Raw genomic sequence first — 18,902 nt, forward strand, 5'->3', positions numbered from 1 at the left:
GGCAAAGGAAAAACGGATGGAACGACTTCAAGTTGCAATCGAGAAGGCGCGGACCAGCCGGGAAAGGGCCACAGCCGAAAAGGCCGGCCTGTCCCCCCAGACACCGGAAACCAATCCCGCCGATGCCTGGGACGCCCTGCGCCCGATTGCCCTGGATCCCGCGCATCTGACAAGCAAGCGCATCATCACCCATATCAAGGACAGTGCGGCCACGTCTTTTGATCTGCTCCGCACCCGCATCCTGCAGCAGACGCGGCAACACGGCTGGCGGCGCATTGCCATGGTCTCGGCCGATACCGGCGCCGGAAAGACCACCACGGTGGCGAACCTGGCCTTCTGCCTCGGCCGGCAGGACGACATCAAGTCCCTGGTGCTGGATCTGGATCTGCGCCGCCCCGGCCTAGCCCAGGTGCTGGGCCAGAAATGCCACAGCAACATGGCCGAGGTGATCGGCGGCGCGCTTTCCTTTGCCGATCACGGGATGCGGTATGGCGACAATCTGGCCTTCGGGCTGAACAACATGCCCGCCTCGAACCCGTCCGAACTGCTGCAAAGTCACCGCATGACCGATCTGCTGACCGCGCTGGACGAGATTTATGCGCCCGACATCACGCTGTTCGACATCCCGCCGCTGCTGGCCACCGACGATTCTTACGGCTTCCTGCGCAATGTCGATTGCGCCCTGATCATCGTCGAGGCCGAACGCACCCCGATTTCGCAGGTCGACGTGATCGAGCGTCAGGTGGCCGAGATCACCAATGTGCTGGGCGTGGTGCTGAACCGCTGCAACTATGCGAACGGCCTCAATGGTGCCGATTATGGCTATTCCTGATCCGCAGCCCCGCGCGGCGGTCATCATCCCGCATTACAACGACGTGGCGCGGCTGACGCGCTGTCTGGCCGCGCTGATGGTCCCCGACGGCGCCAGCGCCCGCGACGGCGTGGATATCGTCGTGGTCGACAACGGCTCGACCGAGCCCCTGGGCCCGGTGCGGGCGGCCCATCCCGGCATCCGCTTCGTCACCGAACCCGGCAAGGGCGCGGCCCTGGCGCGCAACCGGGGCGTGGCCGAAACCACCGCGCCGCGGCTTTATTTCCTGGATGCCGATTGCGTGCCCGCGCCGGACTGGCTGGCCACGGCGCACCGAGTGGCCGAGCAGGCCGATATCGTCGGCGGGCGGGTCGATGTCTTCGACGAAACCCCGGCCCCGCGCAGCGGCGCCGAGGCGTTCGAGGCGGTGTTTGCCTTCCGCTGCCGCGATTATGTCGAGGCCGAGGGCTTCTCGGTCACCGCCAACATGCTGACCCGGCGCGATGTGTTCAACGCCACCGGCGAGTTCCGCAACGGCCTGCCCGAGGATCGCGACTGGTGCCTGCGGGCGCGCGATCTGGGCTATTCCATCGCCTATGCCGACGATCTGGCCGTGGCGCATCCCTCGCGCAGCGACTGGGACGCCCTGCGGCGCAAATGGCTGCGCCTGACGCGCGAGGCCTTCGCGCGCGATGCGGTGGGGGTGGCCGGCCGGGTGCGCTGGGGGCTGCGGGCGGGCGCGGTCGCGGCCAGCGCGGGCGCCCATCTGCCGCGGCTGTGGCGGGCGCCGGAACTGACCGATCCGGGCGAGCGGCGGCGCGGGGTGGCCACGCTGCTGCGGCTGCGGCTGGTGCGGGCAGGCTGGATGCTGCGCCAGGCGGTGGGGCTGCCGGTCTGAGCCCGCATGTTTCGCGCGCGAAACATTTTCAAAAGAGGAAAGTCGAAACAGAGCCTGTTTCGCACGCGAAACACCTAGCTGTCGCTGGCCAGCCAGGCCGTCAGCCGGGCGCGGAATTCGCCGGTCACCTTCGGGCCCGACAGCGTATAGCGCGGCCGCAGCGCGCCGCCGGACACCTGCAGCCAGACGCCCGGCGCGATGACTTCGGCATCCTCGGGCATGTCCAGGGTCGGGCGCGGGGTCTTTTTCGGGGCCAGCAGCCGGGCCAGTTCGGCCTGCTCGGCCGCCGCATCAGTCGGGTTGAGATGTAACAGAGCCTGTTTCGCGCGTTTCTCGAACCCCGGATCGGTTTCCAGCGCCTTGACCAGCGCCAGGCCCAGCCGTTCCGGGATCGCGGCGGGAAACCGCAGCGCATCGCCAAGCCCCCGGTGCAGCGTGACGAAAGAGCCGATCTTGGACCGTTTCGCCCGGCTGGCCGAGGCGAACAGCGCCCGCAGCGCCGTGCCCACATCGGCATAGACCCCCAGTTCGGCCGCCTTGGCGGCGATCCGGGCGCGCTCGTAATGGCCCAGACCGGCGCGGATCTCGTTTTCCTCGACCATCGCCAGATAGGCGTCGGCCGCGCCCTCGGGGCGGCGCAACAGAGCCTGTACCGTGGCAAAACGGCTCTCTCCGGTCTCGTCATGCAGGCGGCGCAGCGCCCGCAGCCGGCGCCAGCCCGAAATCAGCCCGAACCGGCCCGCGCCCAGCTCGACCACCTCGATCGGCACCTGCTGGCCGCGCGCGCGCAGCGACGCCTCCAGCGCGGCCATCTCGTCGGGATCGGCGGCCAGCCGGTCGCGCACCAGATGATCCTCTTCGACCGCCGCCAGCGGCAGCGCCTGCACCAGCCGTCCCTCGGCCCGGGCGGCGGTCAGTTCGCGCGTGACCTCGTCCAGCGCGGCGCTGGCGGCGGCGGCGCCAGCGACCTGGGCGATCGGGGCGGCGCGCACCGGTGCGGGATCCGACCCGAACCGGGCACTTAGAGACTTGGTTTCAAGGTCAGGCGGGGTCAGGAACGTATCCCGCGCCGGGGTCAGACGTTTGCGTTTGGCCATGGCTGCCTCCTGTTCTGGCGGGTCCGATCCTGCCCGGCAAAAGGTTCAGACGGGGTAAGGGCTGCGCGCGGGCTCATGCGGCGGCCTCGCCGACCGCGCGTTCCTCGCGCCGCCAGCAGCCGACCAGCAGCCGCTTGAAGGCGGCATAGGTTTCATCGAAGGTTTCGCGCCCGCGCATATAGGTCTCGCGGTTGAAATCGCGGTAATCGGCCTCATAGATCCCCGACACCCGCTCGCCGGCCTGACCGATCAGCGCGGTGTAATCCTGCCGGTAGGGGCTCAGATTGCGGCCCAGATAGGCCTGCATCAGCCCGGCCAGTTCGGCCTGCTGGGCGCCGTCATAGCGCGTCACCACCGCGCGCACCGCATCCCATTCAAACGCCAGCTCGTCGCGGCCCAGGGCGCGGGCGGCCATGTTCTCGCCCTCCTCGATCGAGCGGAAGGTGGAATGCAGCATGTCGAAGAACCGCCCGGTGCTGTCGAATTCCAGGAACGAGGCGCCCAGCGGCACCAGCAGGATATCCGAGGCCGCCAGCCCATTGATCGTCAGATAGCCCAGGGCCGGGGGGGTATCGAGGAACACGATGTCATACGCGTCCAGCAGCCCGTCGGCCGTCAGCGTGTCCGTCAACGCATCCCACAGCTTCCAGCCATGGCCCTGCATCCGCCAGACCGGGATCTGGAACTCGGCCCAATACAGGTTCAGCTGCGCGCCGATCAGGTCGATATTGGGCCAGTGGGTGCTCTGGACCAGATCGCGGGCATTGACCTTCAGCGCGTCGGCCAGCGTATCGTCGATCGGGAAGGGGGGCTCGCCGCGGCCCATGCGCGCCTGGTTCTCGGTTCGCAGATGAGCGGCGTAATGGCGCGCGATCAGCGGGAACACGGTCTGCCACTCATCCTCGACCCGGCCGCCGAACAGCGATGTCATCGACCCCTGGCTGTCCAGATCCACCACAAGCACCTTGTAGCCGTCCAGCGCCGCCGACATCGCCAGATGCGCCGCCGTGCTGGTCTTGCCGACCCCGCCCTTGAAGTTGGCCACCGCGACGATCTTGGCGGGCAGGCCGGCAGGGCGGTAGGGCAGGTATTCCTTGGCCTTCGACCCTTCGGCCCCGAAATGGGCGCGCAGGCGCAGCACCTCGTCCAGGGTGAACCATTTCGCGCCGGTCTCGGTTTCCGAGCGGCCCTGCGGCAGGTCGGGGTTCTGTTTGAGCACCCGGCGGAAATGCTGAGGCGCGACCGGGATCAGATACCGGGTGATTTCCCAGGTCGAGAACGGGCGCAGCGTCTTGCGCCCGGCCTCGTCCATGCCGCGCCCGGCCAGATCGCTGCGCCCCCTTGCACAGGCATCGGCCAGTGCGGCAAAATCGGCGGTGCCGGTGGGGGCGCCCAATTCGGCCAGCGCGGCCTCGGGATCGATACGGAAATAGGGGGGAAGCTCGTCCCGCTCCTTGCCGCGTTTCATGACCATGGCCTGCCCTCGCCCAGATGATGTTGCCTGTTTTCAGCAATCTATCACAAAACAGCGCACATGTAAGTCAGGATATGACGCACTTTATGTTTTCCATGCAATTCCAAGGGTTTGGATAGGGTACGTGGATCTGGATTCAGCGCCGCATCTTGGGGCCTTTAAATTTTTTCGCTGTTATATTTGTGTTATTTATAAGTTAAGGCGTTCCGGGCACCCCGGCAATACCTTGAAACAGAACGGGAATTTTCAGAATTTCGGGTCTTGTGCGACTCTGAACCCCCGATATGGCGACTCTGATCCCCCGTTCGCACGACTCCGATCCCCCGAAAGCCGGGCTGGACGGACTTTGTGGATAACCTTAGGCTGGGTGTCAATGAAACCACGAAACGTGGAGACGGGCAGTGAGCAGCAGCATGGCCCCCGACAGGCATCCGCAGGCGGATTTCTTCGTCTGCGATATTTTCGACGCGGTCCCCAAGGACGATCTGGGCAGCATGGAGCATCCGCTCTTTTCGCTGGCCACGCGGCCGGACCGGCGCATTCTGAATTACGCCCATAACGGCGTGCGGATCGAGGTCACGCCTTCGGTCAAGGGGTTGGCGACGATCCACGACAAGGACATCCTGATCTTCTGTATCAGCCAGCTGATGGCGGCGCTGAACGCGGGCCGGGCGGTCAGCCGCACGCTGCACCTGAAGGCGCACGACCTGCTGGTGGCCACCAACAGGGAAACTTCGGGCGATGCCTATCGCCGGCTGATCCAGGCCTTCGAGCGGCTGGCGGGCACCCGCATCACCACCAACATGACCACCGGCACCGAAGAGACGACCCGCGGCTTCGGCCTGATCGAATCCTGGGAGGTGGTGCGCAAGACCCGGGGCGGGCGCATGGTGTCGGTCATGGTGACGTTGTCGGAATGGCTGTACCGCGCGGTGCTGTCGAAATCGGTGCTGACGCTGAGCCGCGATTACTTCCGGCTGCGCAAGCCGCTGGAGCGGCGGATCTATGAGCTGGCGCGCAAGCATTGCGGCCGGCAGCCCGAATGGCGGGTTTCGGTCGAGACGCTGCTGAAGAAATCCGGCTCGGCCTCGCCCCGGCGGGTGTTCCGCGCCATGCTGCGCGAGATGATCGTGGCCGATCATCTGCCCGATTACTGCCTTGCCGAAGAGCCCGGCGACATCGTGCGGTTCACGCCGCGAAACGCGATGCTGGAGCCCGATGCGCCCGGCCTGCCGCCGCTGGCGGCCGAAACCTTCGAAGCCGCGCGCGCGCTGGCGCCGGGCTGGGACGTTTATGCGCTGGAGGCTGACTGGCGCGGCTATTGGGCCGGATCGGGCCGGCCACGGTTGCGATCGGCCGACCGCGCGTTTCTGGGCTATGTCCGCAGCCGGGCCGGAGGCCAAAGCGGCTGATCCCCGGTTTCACGCGCGAAATTGCAAAGGCACGCGGGCGGGATCAGGACGAATGCGGAAGGGGCAGGGGGGCGCGGTCATATGCCGGGCGTTGCGGCCCGCGCATGGCCCGGAGCACGGCAAGGGCGAGCGTGGCCAGCAGGCCGGCCGACAGGAAGACCACAAAGCTGGCCAAGGCGGATCCGGTCAGCAAAAGCGTGAGCCCGGCCGAAACATAGCCGATTATGGATCCTGCAAAGATGAGTGCGATCACGGTCATCCCTCCTGCCATTTGCGCCCTTTAAGAAGACCAGCGCAATAAGGTGAAAATGTGGCGGCAAGGTGCGGGAGGGATGGCAACCGGCCTGTGTTTTACAGATTCGGGGCCGGGCAGGTATAGACCGGACGGTCAAACGGAGACGGGCGGCCCATTTGGACCGCCCGTCATCATCTTGATTATACTGTCCACGTTTCGCGGGGGCCAGCCTGATCTCAGGCGGCCCGCTTACGCCGGCGTACCGCGCCCAGACCGCCAAGCGCGCCGAGCAGCAGCAGGCCACCGGCGGGCAGCGGGACCGCGGAAATCAGCATGACCGTGGCCGTGGTGGTGATCGACGAGCCGCCGAGCAGGCCCATACCGTCCTGGAAATCCAGCCCGATGACCGAACCGTCGGACAGGACCAGCGTCGTCGGCAGGTTGGTCCAGACCAGATGGCCGCCAATGATGTTGCCGCTTATGGTCGCGAGGCCAACGACACCCGAGCCGTCGACAGTAAAGCTGCTCGGCGCCGAGAAGGCGAGCGTCGCTTCGACCGTGTAGGTGCCGAACCCGCTTCCTTCACCGGTCCAGGTGATGAAGTCGAATTCGTTGGATTCACCTTCCGCCAGCGAGAAGCTGAAATCGTTCGAGAAAGCGATCTCGGTGCTTACGCAATCCCCGGCGGTGCAGTAGTCGGTGCCGTCGGTAATCACGATCGACGATGCGCTTGCATCGACCGTGAAGTCGACCGTGCTTGCATCAGCATTGGTGGCAGCAATGCCAATGGCAAAAGCCGGTACCACGAAAAATTTGAAAATAGCGTTCATAGCCGCCCTCGTTATGATGATGAATAAAGCAATTACCATCAAGCTACGCGGCGTATACGAAGAAGGGAAAGGAAAAAGTTAACAGGCCCTGAAATACACGCAGGAATTGTTTTCAAGGCAGACAATCCGCAGCATATTAGGGCATTGTGGCCAAAATACGGCCATTGTGTGCCACAGGGGGATAATGGCGTTCCAGAAGTCGATTCGGGTTGGGGGAATCCCGCGTGACAGATTATGCTGCAGTTGCTAACTCTGTCCCCATTGCCTTTGCCCGGACATTCATTTCATGAAGATAGAGACGACTTCCCTTCCCGGCGTCATGCTTCTGACCCCTCGCCGCTTCGGCGACGCCCGGGGCTTCTTTTCCGAAAGCTGGAACCGCAGGACCCTGGCCGAGGCCGGGCTGGATCTGCCCGATTTCGTGCAGGACAACCATTCCATGTCGGCCCAGGCCGGCACGGTCCGGGGCCTGCATTTCCAATCGCCCCCCCACGCCCAGGGCAAGCTGGTGCGCTGCGGGCGCGGCGCGATTTATGACGTGGCCGTCGATATTCGCCGCGGCAGCCCGACCTATGGCCAATGGGTGGGCGCCGAGCTGAGCTTCGAAAACGGGGTGCAGCTGTGGATCCCTGCGGGCTTTCTGCACGGGTTCCTGACCCTGACCGACGACGCCGAGATCGTCTATAAATGCACCGATCACTATGCGCCCGATTGCGACGGCGCGGTGCGCTGGGACAGCGCCGGCATCGACTGGCCCGAAGTCGCTGGCGTGGAGGCGCCGCTGTTGTCGGACAAGGACGCGGCGGCCCCGGCGCTGGCCGATTTCGACAGCCCCTTTGCCTATTCCCAAGACATGTTGGCGGACAGCTGATGGCGCTTCGGGTTGCGGTCTGTTTTTTCGGAATCACCCGGTCGCTGACCCGGACCATCGGATCGATCGAGGCCAATGTGCTGGCCCCCGCCCGCGCGGCTGGAAAGGCCACGGTCTATGCCCATTTCTTCGAGCAGACCACGGTGGACAACCCGCGCAGCGGCGAGCGGGGCACCATGGTGGCCGGCGAACATGCGCTGCTGCATCCCGACTGGCTGCGGCTGGAGCCGCCTGAAACCTGTCTCGATCAATGGGATTTCGCGGGGCTCAAGGCCTATGGCGACGAATTCGAGGACGGGTTCCGGTCGCTGCGCAACCTGGTTCACCAACTGCATTCGATCAACATCGTGGCCAGGGCCGCGCTGGCGGACGGCGCCGATATCTGCCTCTTCTGCCGGCCCGATCTGCGCTATCACGACAGCCTGCACAGTGCTGTCGCCCGCGCCGCGAAAACCATGCGGCAGGGCGGGGCAGGGGTCTGGCTGCCCTATTGGGGCCCTTATGGCGGCGCGAATGACCGCTTTGCGGTCTGCGCCGGCGAACCGGCGATTCGCGCCTGGGGCACCCGAATCGGCGTGACCCGGGATTTCTGTCAGGCAGAAGGCCGCCCGCTGCATTCCGAAAGCCTGGTGCGCTATGCGCTGGACCGGGCCGGGGTCGCGCGTCACGGCATCAAGGGCCGGGCCAGCCGGGTGCGGATCGACGGCACCGAGATGCCCGAGAATTTCGACCATCCGGCGATCACCCGCATGAAGGACGGGCTGGGCCCGGTTTATGGGGCAATGAACCGCCTGCCGGGTACGGCCGGCTTACGAAAGATTTTGGGAAGGCGTGTCCATGAAAGCGACTGACAAGACGATCCTGATTACCGGCGGCGCCGGGTTCATCGGTTCGGCCGTGGTGCGGCTGGCGGTGGCGCGCGGCCTGCGCGTGGTCAATGTCGATGCGCTGACCTATGCCGCCTGCCTGGACAATGTGGGCGAGGCGGCCCAGAGCCCGCTTTATACGTTCGAGCAGGCCGATATCCGCGACCGCCCCGCGCTGGACCGGATCTTTGCCACCCACCGGCCCGATGCGGTGATGCATCTGGCGGCCGAGTCCCATGTCGACCGTTCGATCGATGGGCCGGGCGCCTTCATCGACACCAACATCACCGGCACCTACAACATGCTCGAGGCCGCGCGCGCCTATTGGGCGGGGCAGGGCAAGCCGGACAGCTTTCGCTTTCACCATATCTCGACCGACGAGGTGTTCGGCACTTTGGGCGAGACCGGCCTCTTCACCGAAGAGACGCCCTATGCACCCAACAGTCCCTATTCCGCCTCGAAGGCGGGGTCGGATCATCTGGTGCGGGCCTGGTACGAAACCTACGGCCTGCCGGTGGTGATGACCAATTGCTCGAACAATTACGGGCCGTTCCATTTCCCCGAAAAGCTGGTGCCGGTGGTGATCCTGAAGGCGCTGGCCGGCGCGCCGATCCCGGTTTACGGCACCGGCGCCAATATCCGCGACTGGCTGTATGTCGAGGATCACGCCGACGCGCTGCTTTTGGTGGTGGGTCGGGGCGTGCTGGGGCGCAGCTATAATATCGGCGGCGAGAACGAGGCGCGCAACATCGACCTGGTGCGCACGATCTGCGCCATCCTGGATGAAAAGCGCCCCGGCGCCGCGCCCTATGCCGAGCAGATCACCTTCGTCACCGACCGGCCCGGCCATGACGCGCGCTATGCGATCGACCCCACGCGCATCCGCACCGAACTGGGCTGGCGCCCCTCGGTCACGCTGGAACAGGGTCTGGAAAAGACCGTGCAATGGTATCTGGACAACGAGGACTGGTGGCGCGCGCTGCTGAACCGGGATGGCGTGGGCAAGCGGCTGGGGGTGGCATAGATTTAACCTACGCTTTTATCGAAAAAGGGGATTGGGACATGAAATTTTCTCGGACTATCTCAGACCGTTCTGCTGGGTACGACAATAATTTCAATCTGCTGAGAATGATTGCTGCAAGCAGTGTTCTGGTCTCGCATGCCTATCCCCTCAGCCTCGGTGAAGGTACGCCGACACCACTTGCACCCATTCTGAAAGGTACGAACTTGGGGCGGGTCGCCGTCTTCATGTTTTTTGCCATTTCGGGGTTCTTCATTGCGCGCAGCTTTAGCCAGAAAAACTCTTTCCGGTCCTTTTTCACAGCCCGAATCCTGCGGCTGTTTCCGGCTCTTGCTGTCATGCTGGCCGTTACCATTCTGGTGGGCGGCTTTTTCTTGACGCAGGCCCCCTCTGAGATCTACTGGTCCGCCACGCCCGAATATTTCCTACACAACCTGACCCTGTTCGATTTGCAGTTCGAGCTTCCTGGTGTCTTCGAAAGTACGCCTTACGGACCCATTACCAACGGGTCGCTCTGGACGCTGGCTTATGAAGTGTTGTGTTATGTAGGCGTTGTTCTGGCCGGTGTGTTGGGACTGCTCGGGCGGCCACGTCATTTTGTTGCGGCAATCGTGCTTCTTGTGCTGGTTTGCGGCGTGATCGGTGTCTTTTATGGCATGCACTGGCGGCTGCGGCAGCTTCTTTACCTGGGCTTTCCTTTTACGCTGGGCACTCTTCTATGGGTCTGGCGTTCGACCGTTCCGCTGTCGTGGCCGGTAGCCGGGGGCTTGGCGATAATCGCGGCCCTAGCATGGCCTACACCCCTGTTCCTGCCCCTGTTCACCGTCTCTTTTGTGTATATCACATTCATGCTTGGATATGCGCAGGTGCCGGCGCTTCTGCCCTATAACCGTCTTGGGGATTATTCTTATGGCATGTACATCTATGCTTTCCCGATTCAGCAAATAGTGGCGTCACAGGGTGTGACATCCCCTGTCATGAACATGGCCCTAGCATTTCCTGCCACTTTGATCTGTGCCATTCTGTCATGGCATCTGATCGAAAAACCGTTTCTGCGCTTGCGGTCGAAGCCGGTGCGCGTTTCCCCTCTTGCCGGTAATGGCCTGAACTAAAAGAGCACATACGTGAAACTTCTGATCTTCGGCAAGACCGGCCAGGTGGCCACCGAACTGGCCCGTCTGGCGCCCGATGCGACCTTTCTGGGCCGCGATGGTGCCGATCTGACCGACCCCGCCGCCTGTGCCGCCGCGATTGCCGATCATGCCCCCGATGCGGTGATCAACGCCGCCGCCTATACCGCGGTCGACCGCGCCGAGACCGAGGAAGACACCGCCGCCCTGATCAATGGCGCGGCCCCCGCGGCGATGGCCCGCGAATGTGCCGCGCGCGGCATACCCTTCGTGCATGTGTCTACCGATTACGTGTTCGAGGGCGGCGGCACCGCGCCCTGGAAGCCCGATGACCCGACCGGGCCGCTGGGCGCCTATGGCCGCACCAAGCTGGCGGGCGAAGAGGGCGTGCGCGCGGCGGGCGGCGTATATGCGATACTGCGCACCTCCTGGGTGTTTTCCGCCCATGGCGGCAATTTCGTGAAAACCATGCTGCGGCTGGCGCAAACCCGCGACGCGCTGACTGTGGTGGCCGATCAGATCGGCGGACCCACGCCCGCCGCCGATATCGCCGCGGCGCTGCTGGTCATGGCCGACACGCTGATCGCGCGCCCCGATGCGGCGGGCACCTATCATTTTTCGGGCGCGCCCGACACGAGCTGGGCCGGTTTCGCGCGCGAAACCTTCGCGCAGGCCGGTTGTGCGGTCACGGTGACCGATATCGCGACCTCGGCCTATCCCACGCCCGCCGCGCGGCCGCTGAATTCGCGGATGGACTGTGCCACCCTGACCGAGGTCTTCGGCATCGCCCGGCCGGACTGGCGCGCCGGGCTGGATGCGGTGATTGCAGAGCTGGACCATGGCTGAGGGGCAGCTTCCGCCGGCCGGCACCGCCACGCGGCGGCTGCGCTATGCCCGGGCCGATTACGGACCGCTGGCGAAGAATGCCGCCCATGGTTTTGCCGCCGAACACGCGCTGTCGATCTATGGCGCGCGGGCGGTCTATAGCTTCATTCCCAAGAACGGCTGCTCGACGCTGCGGTTTTCGCTGGCCCAGGCCAATGGCTGTATCGCGGATCCCGGTGATGTGAACTGGATTCACGAAAACAACCATACATTCGGGGCGACGCTGGCCGAGGTGTTGACCGCGGACTATGCCTTTGTGGTGCTGCGCTGCCCCTACAGGCGGTTGGCCAGCGTGTTTCTGGACAAGATCGTCGGCCGGGACGATTACGTGACGCGCCTGCTGTGCAATGCGCCGCTGAAGGATCTTCCGGCGCTGAAGGTGTTTCAGCGCAAGGCCCGGCGCCGCCTGCGCGGAGAGCGGCCGCTGAACCCGGAACGATTCACCTTTCGCGATTTTATCGCCCTGCTGCAGCATCCCAACGGGCTGATGGCCAATCATCACTGGGCGCCGCAGGTCGCATTTCTGGTCTATGAAGACTATGACGATGTGTTCCAGCTTGAGCATTTTTCCCAGGTGATCCGCACGCTGGAGGCCCGGATCGGTTTCACGGTGCAGGATGCGCGCCGGCTGACCGATCACGGCACCGACCGGCTGACGCTGGACAGCGGTGTCTGTCACGCCGACACCCCGATCGCCGAGATCGCGCGCATGAAGATGGCCGGGCGGGCGCCATCCCATTCCGCGCTGTTCGATGACGGGCTGGTCCGGGCGGTGGCGCAGCTTTATGCCGACGACATCGCGGTTTACACCGCGCATTTCGGCAGCGATGACTTGCTGTTTTCCTGAACCATTTTCCAGTAACACGCAGAACGGACGGATTAGCAGACATGACCAAACGCAAAGGCATCATTCTGGCCGGGGGCTCTGGCACGCGGCTGTATCCGATTACTATGGGGGTGTCGAAGCAGCTGTTGCCGCTGTATGACAAGCCGATGATCTATTACCCGCTGTCAGTGCTGATGCTGGCGGGGATCCGCGAGATCCTGATCATCACCACCCCCGACGACCAGCCCCAGTTCCAGCGCCTGCTGCAAGATGGCAGCCAGTGGGGCCTGACGATCGAGTATGTGGTGCAGCCCTCGCCCGACGGGCTGGCCCAAGCCTATATCCTGGGCGAGGATTTCCTGGACGGCGCGCCCTCGGCCATGGTGCTGGGCGACAACATCTTCTTCGGCCACGGCCTGCCCGAGATCATGACCAAGGCCGATGCGCAGCCCGCGGGCGGCACCGTCTTCGGCTATCATGTGGCCGATCCCGAGCGTTACGGCGTGGTGGAATTCGACAAGGACGGCAAAGTGCAGTCGATCATCGAAAAGCCCGAGGTCCCGCCCTCGGATTACGCGGTGACCGGGCTTTACTTCCTCGACGGCACCGCGCCGCAAAAGGCTCGGGCGGTAAAACCGTCGCCGCGCGGCGAGTTGGAAATCGTGACCCTGCTGGAGATGTACCTGGCCGAGGGCACGCTGACGGTCGAGCGGATGGGCCGCGGCTATGCCTGGTTGGATACCGGCACCCATGCCAGCCTGTTGGACGCGGGCAACTTCGTGCGCACGCTGCAGCTGCGCCAGGGGCTGCAGGTAGGCAACCCGGACGAAATCGCCTATGCCCAGGGCTGGATCGACCACGCCGGGCTGGCGGAGCGGGCCAAATTGTTCCGCAAGACCGATTACGGGAAATACCTGGCGCGGCTGAGCAAAGAGTAATCCCGGCGCAGCGGCCCCGCTTCGCTCAGGGGGAGGCGGGACCGTCCGGCACACGGTCGGGGTGCAGGACCATTTCGGCCAGGTCAGGCGCGATATGCTCGATAATCGCGGCACGTCCCAGACTGTTGAAATGGCATCTGTCCGAGCGATAGTCATTGTCCAGAAGATCGGTGTTCATGCCCGCGACAATGCGGCTGTTTTCATGGGCCACCTCGGTCTGAACCCGGCGCACGGTCGCGACGCCGTTTCTGCGCCGGGCCCCGATGCATTTCGATGTCCGGAACAGGTACAACCTGCTTTCGGGCATATCGGCCAGCAGCCGGCTGGTGAGTGTCTGGAGCTGCTGTTTCAACAGCGCCATATCCGTTTCGATCGCCGCATCCGTTTCACCCTGGTGCCACAGGATCAGGGTCGGCTCGAACCCGGCCGCCCGGGCGGCGGCGATCCGGGTGGCGAAGGCGTGGTAATATCCCGAACGTTCGTCCAGCCAATCGGCGATCTGGGTGCCGCCGATCGCGCCGTTCACAAGCAGCACGGGCCGGCCGAGATCCCGGGCCAGGCGCGTCCCCAGCCCCCCCCAGAGGCTGCCGCCGGTCCCCGACGCCCCCAAGACCGGATCGCGGGTTACAAAGCAGCGGCCATCGTGCCAGGTAAAGACATTCTGGTCCGGTGCGGTTTCGATGCGCCGGGTGTTTTCGTTGGCGGCATTCGATTGTCCGCCGGTCGCGATAACCAGCGCCCGGCCGGGGTCGGGGCAGGGCACGGGCTGCCGATCTGCCGGGGCGGACTGCGCCGGCAATGGGTACCAGTTCTTCGGCAATTTCAGGGTCTTGCGAATCTGGTATTTCGCCTCGGCGAAAGAGGTTTTCGGTCCGTCAGAGCGGCCCCCCCAATAGGCACCGGCAAGAAAAACGAACAAAAGCACAAAGCCCTGCAACAGCAGACGTGACCAAAGGTTCAAAGCAAGTATCCAAACAGCAGGATGGGGAAAGCAAGACAATGCTGGCATGTGTGACGGCAGAGCGGAAGGGGCGTATTCCGGATTTTATGCGTGATGGGTTTGTTCCGGCTTATGAAAACGGCAGCCATGATAGCGATCTGATAATGAACATTATGTTAAGAATAGGTATCGAAAGGGCGGTGGGCGGACTATCCGAACGCCTTGCGCAATTGCCGGACCATCCCCAGCAGATTATCGCGCCCGTTGCGCACCGGGGCGACCACCGCGTTTTCCAGCGCCACCGACAGGCTTCCGGCGGGCTCCAGCCCCTCCAGGGCGCCGGGATGCAGGAACCGCCCCTGCATCTGTTCGGGCCGCATCCGCAGGCCGCGCACCTTGTTCGAGACATTGCCGCCATGCACCACCTGCAGCCAGCCCCCGGGACCAGGAACCTGCACCAGCCCCCCCTGCGTGGCGGCGTCCATATGGGCAATGCCCATCGCCGACTTCAGGGCCGACGGATCGGCCGTGGATTCCAGCCAGCTGGTGAAGGCGTTGCAAGGGTGGCTGATGCGGTAGCAGCGGCTGTCCGAGCGGATGAAGCCGTTGGTAATGACGATCCCGGCCCGGCGCGTCAGCGGCAAGGCCGGTGCCGCGGCCAGATGCGCCTGTGCCGCCGCGCGGGTGCGGGCCATGTAATCCACGGCCAGGGCATCGTCGTTGTCCAGCCGGCTGGTCAGGACATGATCCGGCAGCGGGCCCAGTTCCTCGGTCAGCGAGCGCGGCCAGCCCTCGGCCGGGAAAAGCCCGGTGTAATAGGCCCTGAACGGCATCTCGCGCTGCAGGCGGGTGATCCGGTCCTTGAAGGGCTGGGGCGTATCCTTGTCGAAATAGATGATCCAGGTGAAATCCGGCGTGGTCTGGTTGCCCACCGAGGGCAGGCAGAAGCGTTCGAACAGTTCGAAGCGCCCCTCCAGCCAGTCCGGTTTGTTGCGGATCTCGGCCTCGCGCCCCGGTGTGGCAAGGTTGAACCGGGTCATCAGAACATGAGGCAGATCGGAAAAGTCGGACAGGCTGGTCATGCAATCGGGTCCAATGCTGTGGAAATCCGCACAGCTCGAAGCCTAACCGGATCAGGCCTGAAACCAAGCATAAAAACCCCGCCCCGACCTGATGCCGGTGCAAAATGCGCCACCCGGGCCCGGACCGGAAAACATTTGCCGGATGGGTCGTGTTTTTTCTCGCGGGGGCGGGGCCGAAGCTGTTACATCTTCGGGGAACCGCAGCCGCCGCTTTCCTGGGTCCATGCCGCCTGAACTGACTGTCATCATCGTCAGCTACAACACCCGCGACCTGACCCTGGCCGCGCTGCGCACGCTGTATGCCACGACGCAGGCAACGCCGTTTCGCACCGTCGTGTTCGACAATGATTCCCAAGATGGATCCGCGGACGCTATCGCGGCGGAATTTCCGCAGGTCGCGCTGATCCGCTCGGCCGATAATCTGGGCTTTGCCCGCGCCAACAACGAGGTTGCGGCCGGGGCCGATACCGAATGGCTGCTGCTGCTCAACCCCGATACCGAATGCCACGAGGGCGCGGTGGACAATCTGATGGCCTTCGCCCGCACCCATCCCGAAGGCGGGATCTATGGCGGGCGCACGGTCTTTCCCGATGGCCGCCTCAACATCGCGTCCTGCTGGGGCCGGATCACGCTGTGGAGCACCTTCTGCTCGGCCACCGGGCTGACCGCGGCGTTTCCGGCCTCGCGGCTCTTCAACCCCGAGGCCCTGTGCGGCTGGGACCGCGACAGTGTGCGACAGGTGGATGTGGTGGTGGGCTGTTTCCTGCTGATCCGCCGCGCGCTCTGGGATCAGTTGGGTGGGTTCGATCTGCGCTATTTCATGTATGGCGAAGAGGCCGACCTGTGCCACCGGGCGGCACGGCTGGGATACCGGCCGCTGATCACCCCCGAGGCCGAGATCATGCATATCGTGGGCGCCGCCAGCGCGACCCGGCCGGAAAAGCAGGTGCTGCTTGCCAAGGCGCGGGTCACGCTGATGCGCGACCACTGGACGGGCTGGAAAGTGCCGCTGGGCTTGGCCCTGATGCGGGGCTGGGCGGGTCTGCGCCTAGCCGCCTCGAAGGGGTTGGCCCGGCTGCGCCCGGGGCCCAGATCCGACAGTCGGCTTCAGCTGTGGTCCGAGGTCTGGCGCCAGCGCGCGGACTGGCTGCAGGGGTATTGATCCGGCGCGGGCTTTCCGGCCTGTTCAGCCCCGGCGCCGCCGGCTTTTTCCCGGCAGGGGCAGCCAGATCAGCACCGCGCCCAAAGCGGTCGCCACAAACGGTAGGATGGCAGAGGCCGACAATTCGGGCAGGATGCGCTCTTCGCTTTCGACAAGAATGCGCGCCGTCGCGGGCAAGGGACGTTCGGACTGTTTCGCGGGAAGCAGAAACCCGGCGGCGGTGGCGATCTCGGTCAGACGGGCATCATACCAGGCTTTGGTCATGCCGCAGAGCCCTTCCGGGCAAACCGCCCTGTCGTCGCGCCCCGGAATGATGCGGAAACTCTGCCCGAAATGCGCCGCCAGAAACCGCCCCGGTTCGCTGTGCAGCACAATCACCGGTGCATGGTCCGGCCAGCTCAGCGCAGACAGGCCACGTTCAGGCCGGGCCAGAACTGCGGTCGCAGCCAAAAGGCCAAGACCAAGGACAACCCCCGCCCTAGCAGATTTTTCGACGGCAAATCCAAACATTCCCAAGCTCCTGGATGCGCGATGTAAAAACCCTCAACGGATTGCCACAGCCATAACAAGATTATTCGGCCCCGGCGTAACTTTTCCGAAACATATACAGCGCGATCCGGCAGATTTTCCCTGCCCCGCGCAATTAGGCGGCAGCAAAGCGGCAAAAGGCGGCAAAGCCAGCCCGGTCCGCACCATGAAAATTAAGGAAATATAAACCATTCTTTTCAATGTATTTCCAAGGGCATTTTTCACGGGAGCACAGGAATATGCGGTTTCTTGCCCTCGACAGCCTGCGTGGCCTGTTCGCCATCATGGTCGTGCTGCTGCATGGCCCGTTCCACGGTACACTGTTCGGCATTCCGCTGGTGCGCAACAGCGACATCTTCGTCGATTTCTTTTTCGTGCTGAGCGGCTTCGTCATTGCCCATTCCTGCACGGGGCATATCGCGGATGCGCGTGCGCTGGCCCTGTTCATGATCCGCCGCATCGGCCGGCTTTGGCCCCTGCATGCAGCGATGCTTTTGCTGTTCGTCGCCCTGACAGGGGCCAAGCCGCTGGTCGCGATGCTGCTGCCCGGTCTGACGGGCGCAATCGCCGCCGCATCGCCGCCGAAATTCACCCTGGAAAGCCTGTTTCTGGTCCATGCTTTCCGCAATGAAACCAGGTTCTGGCTGAACTTTCCGTCCTGGAGCATCAGCGCCGAATTCTGGGCCTATGCCACCTTCGGCCTGGTCTGCCTGATACCGTTCCGCATGCGGCGCCCGGCGATGGCCGCGATCATGCTGGCTTCGGCGCTGGTGATCGCGGGTCTGCTCGATCCGGGCTTCGGGGCGTTCTTCGGCGCCGGGCTGTTCCGGGCCCAACTGGGATTTTTCACCGGATACATCGCATACCGGCTGTTCACGCGGATCCGCCACCGGCGGCTGCGCTTCGCCAGTGCCATGGAACTCGTGATGGCCGGAATGATCGTGGGCCTGGCGTCGGGGGTCGGCCATGGCGCGCCTTTGCGCTGGCTGCTTCCCCTGCCCTTCGCCCTGGCGATCGGCATCTTCGCCCTGGAACAGGGACGGCTGTCAGGCGGGTTGCGCGCGCCCCTGTTCCAGATGCTGGGCACCCGGTCCTATTCGATCTACATGATCCATGCCTTTGTCTATTGGGGCTTCGGGCAGACCGTCGCCATGGCAGAGCATCTGTCGGGCGTGACCCTGCGCAGCCCGGTGCCGTTCGGTGACAAGACCATAATGCTGTTCGACTTCGGGCCGCCGCTTGGGATGGATGCCGTGGCGATCGGTTTCGTGCTGCTGGTGGTCTGGCTGGCGGGATACAGCCATCGCTTTATCGAATGTCCGGGTCGGTTCCTGACCGCAAGACTGGTGCAAAAACTGCAGCACCGGATTCAGGGCAGCGGCGTGGCGCGGCCCTTTTCGGGATAACCGGCACCTTCGGACGCGGGGCCATTGCCCAACGATTGTCGCCCCACCGAAAACAGCCCGACGGTGCAGTGCAACAACTGTAACCGATTGCCCTTTCACCGCCGCATTTTGGTCATCAGAACAGTCCGGTTTCCTGCTGATTTTAGTCCCAGGCAAAGCGGATCAACTTTCGGGTCAATCAACTTTCGGGACAATCGCATCCAAGCAGGTAGGCATATGTCAGAAGTTATACACGTTTCCAATTCAGAAGAGCTTGTCGAGGCCCTGGACAACGCAACGGGCGGCGAAACGCTTCTTCTGGAAGGCGGGGATTACGGCGCGCTGAAGCTCAACGAATATACCGGCGTCGACCTGTCCTTTCCCGATACGGTGACCATCGCCTCGGCGGATCCGTCCGATCCCGCGGTGTTTTCCAGCGTCTATATCCGGGGTGCGACGAACCTGACCTTCGACGGGATCCTGTTCGATTACACCTTCCAGGAAGGCGATC

Annotated in this window: 19 protein-coding genes and 1 pseudogene; 13 read left to right on the forward strand and 7 right to left on the reverse strand. The window is 64.1% G+C overall.

What is annotated here, in order from left to right; all coding sequences use genetic code 11:
• Positions 1-16: 16 nt before the first annotated feature.
• Positions 17-832, forward strand: a complete 816-nt coding sequence (locus tag ACSR1C_RS18545) for a CpsD/CapB family tyrosine-protein kinase (protein WP_460260597.1) — start codon at positions 17-19, stop codon at positions 830-832.
• Positions 819-1,709: a glycosyltransferase family 2 protein gene (locus ACSR1C_RS18550; protein ID WP_460260598.1), complete on the forward strand. Its 891-nt coding sequence runs from the start codon at positions 819-821 to the stop codon at positions 1,707-1,709. Before ACSR1C_RS18545 ends, ACSR1C_RS18550 begins: the two co-directional genes overlap by 14 nt.
• A 74-nt stretch (positions 1,710-1,783) precedes the next feature.
• Here ACSR1C_RS18550 and ACSR1C_RS18555 read toward each other — a convergent pair whose 3' ends face one another.
• Positions 1,784-2,806: a hypothetical protein gene (locus ACSR1C_RS18555; RefSeq protein WP_460260599.1), complete on the reverse strand. Its 1,023-nt coding sequence runs from the start codon at positions 2,804-2,806 to the stop codon at positions 1,784-1,786.
• A gap of 73 nt (positions 2,807-2,879) precedes the next feature.
• Positions 2,880-4,274: an AAA family ATPase gene (locus ACSR1C_RS18560; protein ID WP_460260600.1), complete on the reverse strand. Its 1,395-nt coding sequence runs from the start codon at positions 4,272-4,274 to the stop codon at positions 2,880-2,882.
• A gap of 419 nt (positions 4,275-4,693) precedes the next feature.
• Here ACSR1C_RS18560 and ACSR1C_RS18565 point away from each other — a divergent pair, with 419 nt between their 5' ends.
• The gene (locus ACSR1C_RS18565; protein ID WP_460260615.1) at positions 4,694-5,692 is read left to right on the forward strand and encodes a replication initiator protein A; all 999 of its coding nucleotides are present in this window, start codon (positions 4,694-4,696) and stop codon (positions 5,690-5,692) included.
• Positions 5,693-5,735: 43 nt separating this feature from the next.
• On the opposite strand, the gene ACSR1C_RS18570 is transcribed toward ACSR1C_RS18565, so the two are convergent.
• Positions 5,736-5,945, reverse strand: coding sequence for a hypothetical protein (locus ACSR1C_RS18570; RefSeq protein WP_460260601.1), 210 nt, complete (start codon positions 5,943-5,945; stop codon positions 5,736-5,738).
• 218 nt (positions 5,946-6,163) lie between these two features.
• Positions 6,164-6,757: a VPLPA-CTERM sorting domain-containing protein gene (locus ACSR1C_RS18575; protein ID WP_460260602.1), complete on the reverse strand. Its 594-nt coding sequence runs from the start codon at positions 6,755-6,757 to the stop codon at positions 6,164-6,166.
• 286 nt (positions 6,758-7,043) lie between these two features.
• Here ACSR1C_RS18575 and rfbC point away from each other — a divergent pair, with 286 nt between their 5' ends.
• From rfbC to rfbA, 7 genes are read left to right on the forward strand one after another with little or no spacing between them, the layout of a single operon-like run.
• A complete protein-coding gene (gene rfbC / locus ACSR1C_RS18580) occupies positions 7,044-7,628 on the forward strand; it encodes a dTDP-4-dehydrorhamnose 3,5-epimerase (RefSeq protein WP_460260603.1) in 585 nt (194 codons plus the stop codon).
• The gene (locus ACSR1C_RS18585; RefSeq protein WP_460260604.1) at positions 7,628-8,479 is read left to right on the forward strand and encodes a hypothetical protein; all 852 of its coding nucleotides are present in this window, start codon (positions 7,628-7,630) and stop codon (positions 8,477-8,479) included. The genes rfbC and ACSR1C_RS18585 overlap by 1 nt, the downstream gene beginning before the upstream one ends.
• A complete protein-coding gene (gene rfbB / locus ACSR1C_RS18590; RefSeq protein WP_460260605.1) occupies positions 8,466-9,518 on the forward strand; it encodes a dTDP-glucose 4,6-dehydratase in 1,053 nt (350 codons plus the stop codon). The genes ACSR1C_RS18585 and rfbB overlap by 14 nt, the downstream gene beginning before the upstream one ends.
• Positions 9,519-9,556: 38 nt before the next feature.
• The gene (locus ACSR1C_RS18595) at positions 9,557-10,627 is read left to right on the forward strand and encodes an acyltransferase family protein (protein WP_460260606.1); all 1,071 of its coding nucleotides are present in this window, start codon (positions 9,557-9,559) and stop codon (positions 10,625-10,627) included.
• Between the two features lie 12 nt (positions 10,628-10,639).
• Positions 10,640-11,491: a dTDP-4-dehydrorhamnose reductase gene (rfbD, locus tag ACSR1C_RS18600; RefSeq protein WP_460260607.1), complete on the forward strand. Its 852-nt coding sequence runs from the start codon at positions 10,640-10,642 to the stop codon at positions 11,489-11,491.
• On the forward strand, positions 11,484-12,377 hold the full coding sequence (locus ACSR1C_RS18605) for a sulfotransferase family 2 domain-containing protein (protein WP_460260608.1): 894 nt from the start codon (positions 11,484-11,486) through the stop codon (positions 12,375-12,377). The genes rfbD and ACSR1C_RS18605 overlap by 8 nt, the downstream gene beginning before the upstream one ends.
• A gap of 41 nt (positions 12,378-12,418) precedes the next feature.
• A complete protein-coding gene (gene rfbA / locus ACSR1C_RS18610; protein ID WP_460260609.1) occupies positions 12,419-13,294 on the forward strand; it encodes a glucose-1-phosphate thymidylyltransferase RfbA in 876 nt (291 codons plus the stop codon).
• A 25-nt stretch (positions 13,295-13,319) separates the two neighbouring features.
• Here rfbA and ACSR1C_RS18615 read toward each other — a convergent pair whose 3' ends face one another.
• Positions 13,320-14,255 (reverse strand): sialate O-acetylesterase, encoded by a 936-nt coding sequence (locus ACSR1C_RS18615; RefSeq protein WP_460260610.1) that lies wholly within the window; start codon positions 14,253-14,255, stop codon positions 13,320-13,322.
• A 188-nt stretch (positions 14,256-14,443) separates the two neighbouring features.
• Positions 14,444-15,316: a glycosyltransferase gene (locus ACSR1C_RS18620; RefSeq protein ID WP_460260611.1), complete on the reverse strand. Its 873-nt coding sequence runs from the start codon at positions 15,314-15,316 to the stop codon at positions 14,444-14,446.
• Between the two features lie 223 nt (positions 15,317-15,539).
• Here ACSR1C_RS18620 and ACSR1C_RS18625 point away from each other — a divergent pair, with 223 nt between their 5' ends.
• On the forward strand, positions 15,540-16,478 hold the full coding sequence (locus ACSR1C_RS18625) for a glycosyltransferase family 2 protein (RefSeq protein WP_460260612.1): 939 nt from the start codon (positions 15,540-15,542) through the stop codon (positions 16,476-16,478).
• Between the two features lie 24 nt (positions 16,479-16,502).
• Here ACSR1C_RS18625 and ACSR1C_RS18630 read toward each other — a convergent pair whose 3' ends face one another.
• The gene (locus ACSR1C_RS18630; RefSeq protein ID WP_460260613.1) at positions 16,503-16,988 is read right to left on the reverse strand and encodes a hypothetical protein; all 486 of its coding nucleotides are present in this window, start codon (positions 16,986-16,988) and stop codon (positions 16,503-16,505) included.
• A 257-nt stretch (positions 16,989-17,245) separates the two neighbouring features.
• Here ACSR1C_RS18630 and ACSR1C_RS18635 point away from each other — a divergent pair, with 257 nt between their 5' ends.
• Both ACSR1C_RS18635 and ACSR1C_RS18640 read left to right on the forward strand, forming a co-directional pair.
• The gene (locus tag ACSR1C_RS18635) at positions 17,246-18,412 is read left to right on the forward strand and encodes an acyltransferase family protein (RefSeq protein ID WP_460260614.1); all 1,167 of its coding nucleotides are present in this window, start codon (positions 17,246-17,248) and stop codon (positions 18,410-18,412) included.
• Positions 18,413-18,628: 216 nt separating this feature from the next.
• Positions 18,629-18,902: pseudogene (locus tag ACSR1C_RS18640) on the forward strand (right-handed parallel beta-helix repeat-containing protein); the annotation flags it as partial.

The sequence above is a fragment of the Actibacterium sp. D185-2 genome, from assembly GCF_054954595.1.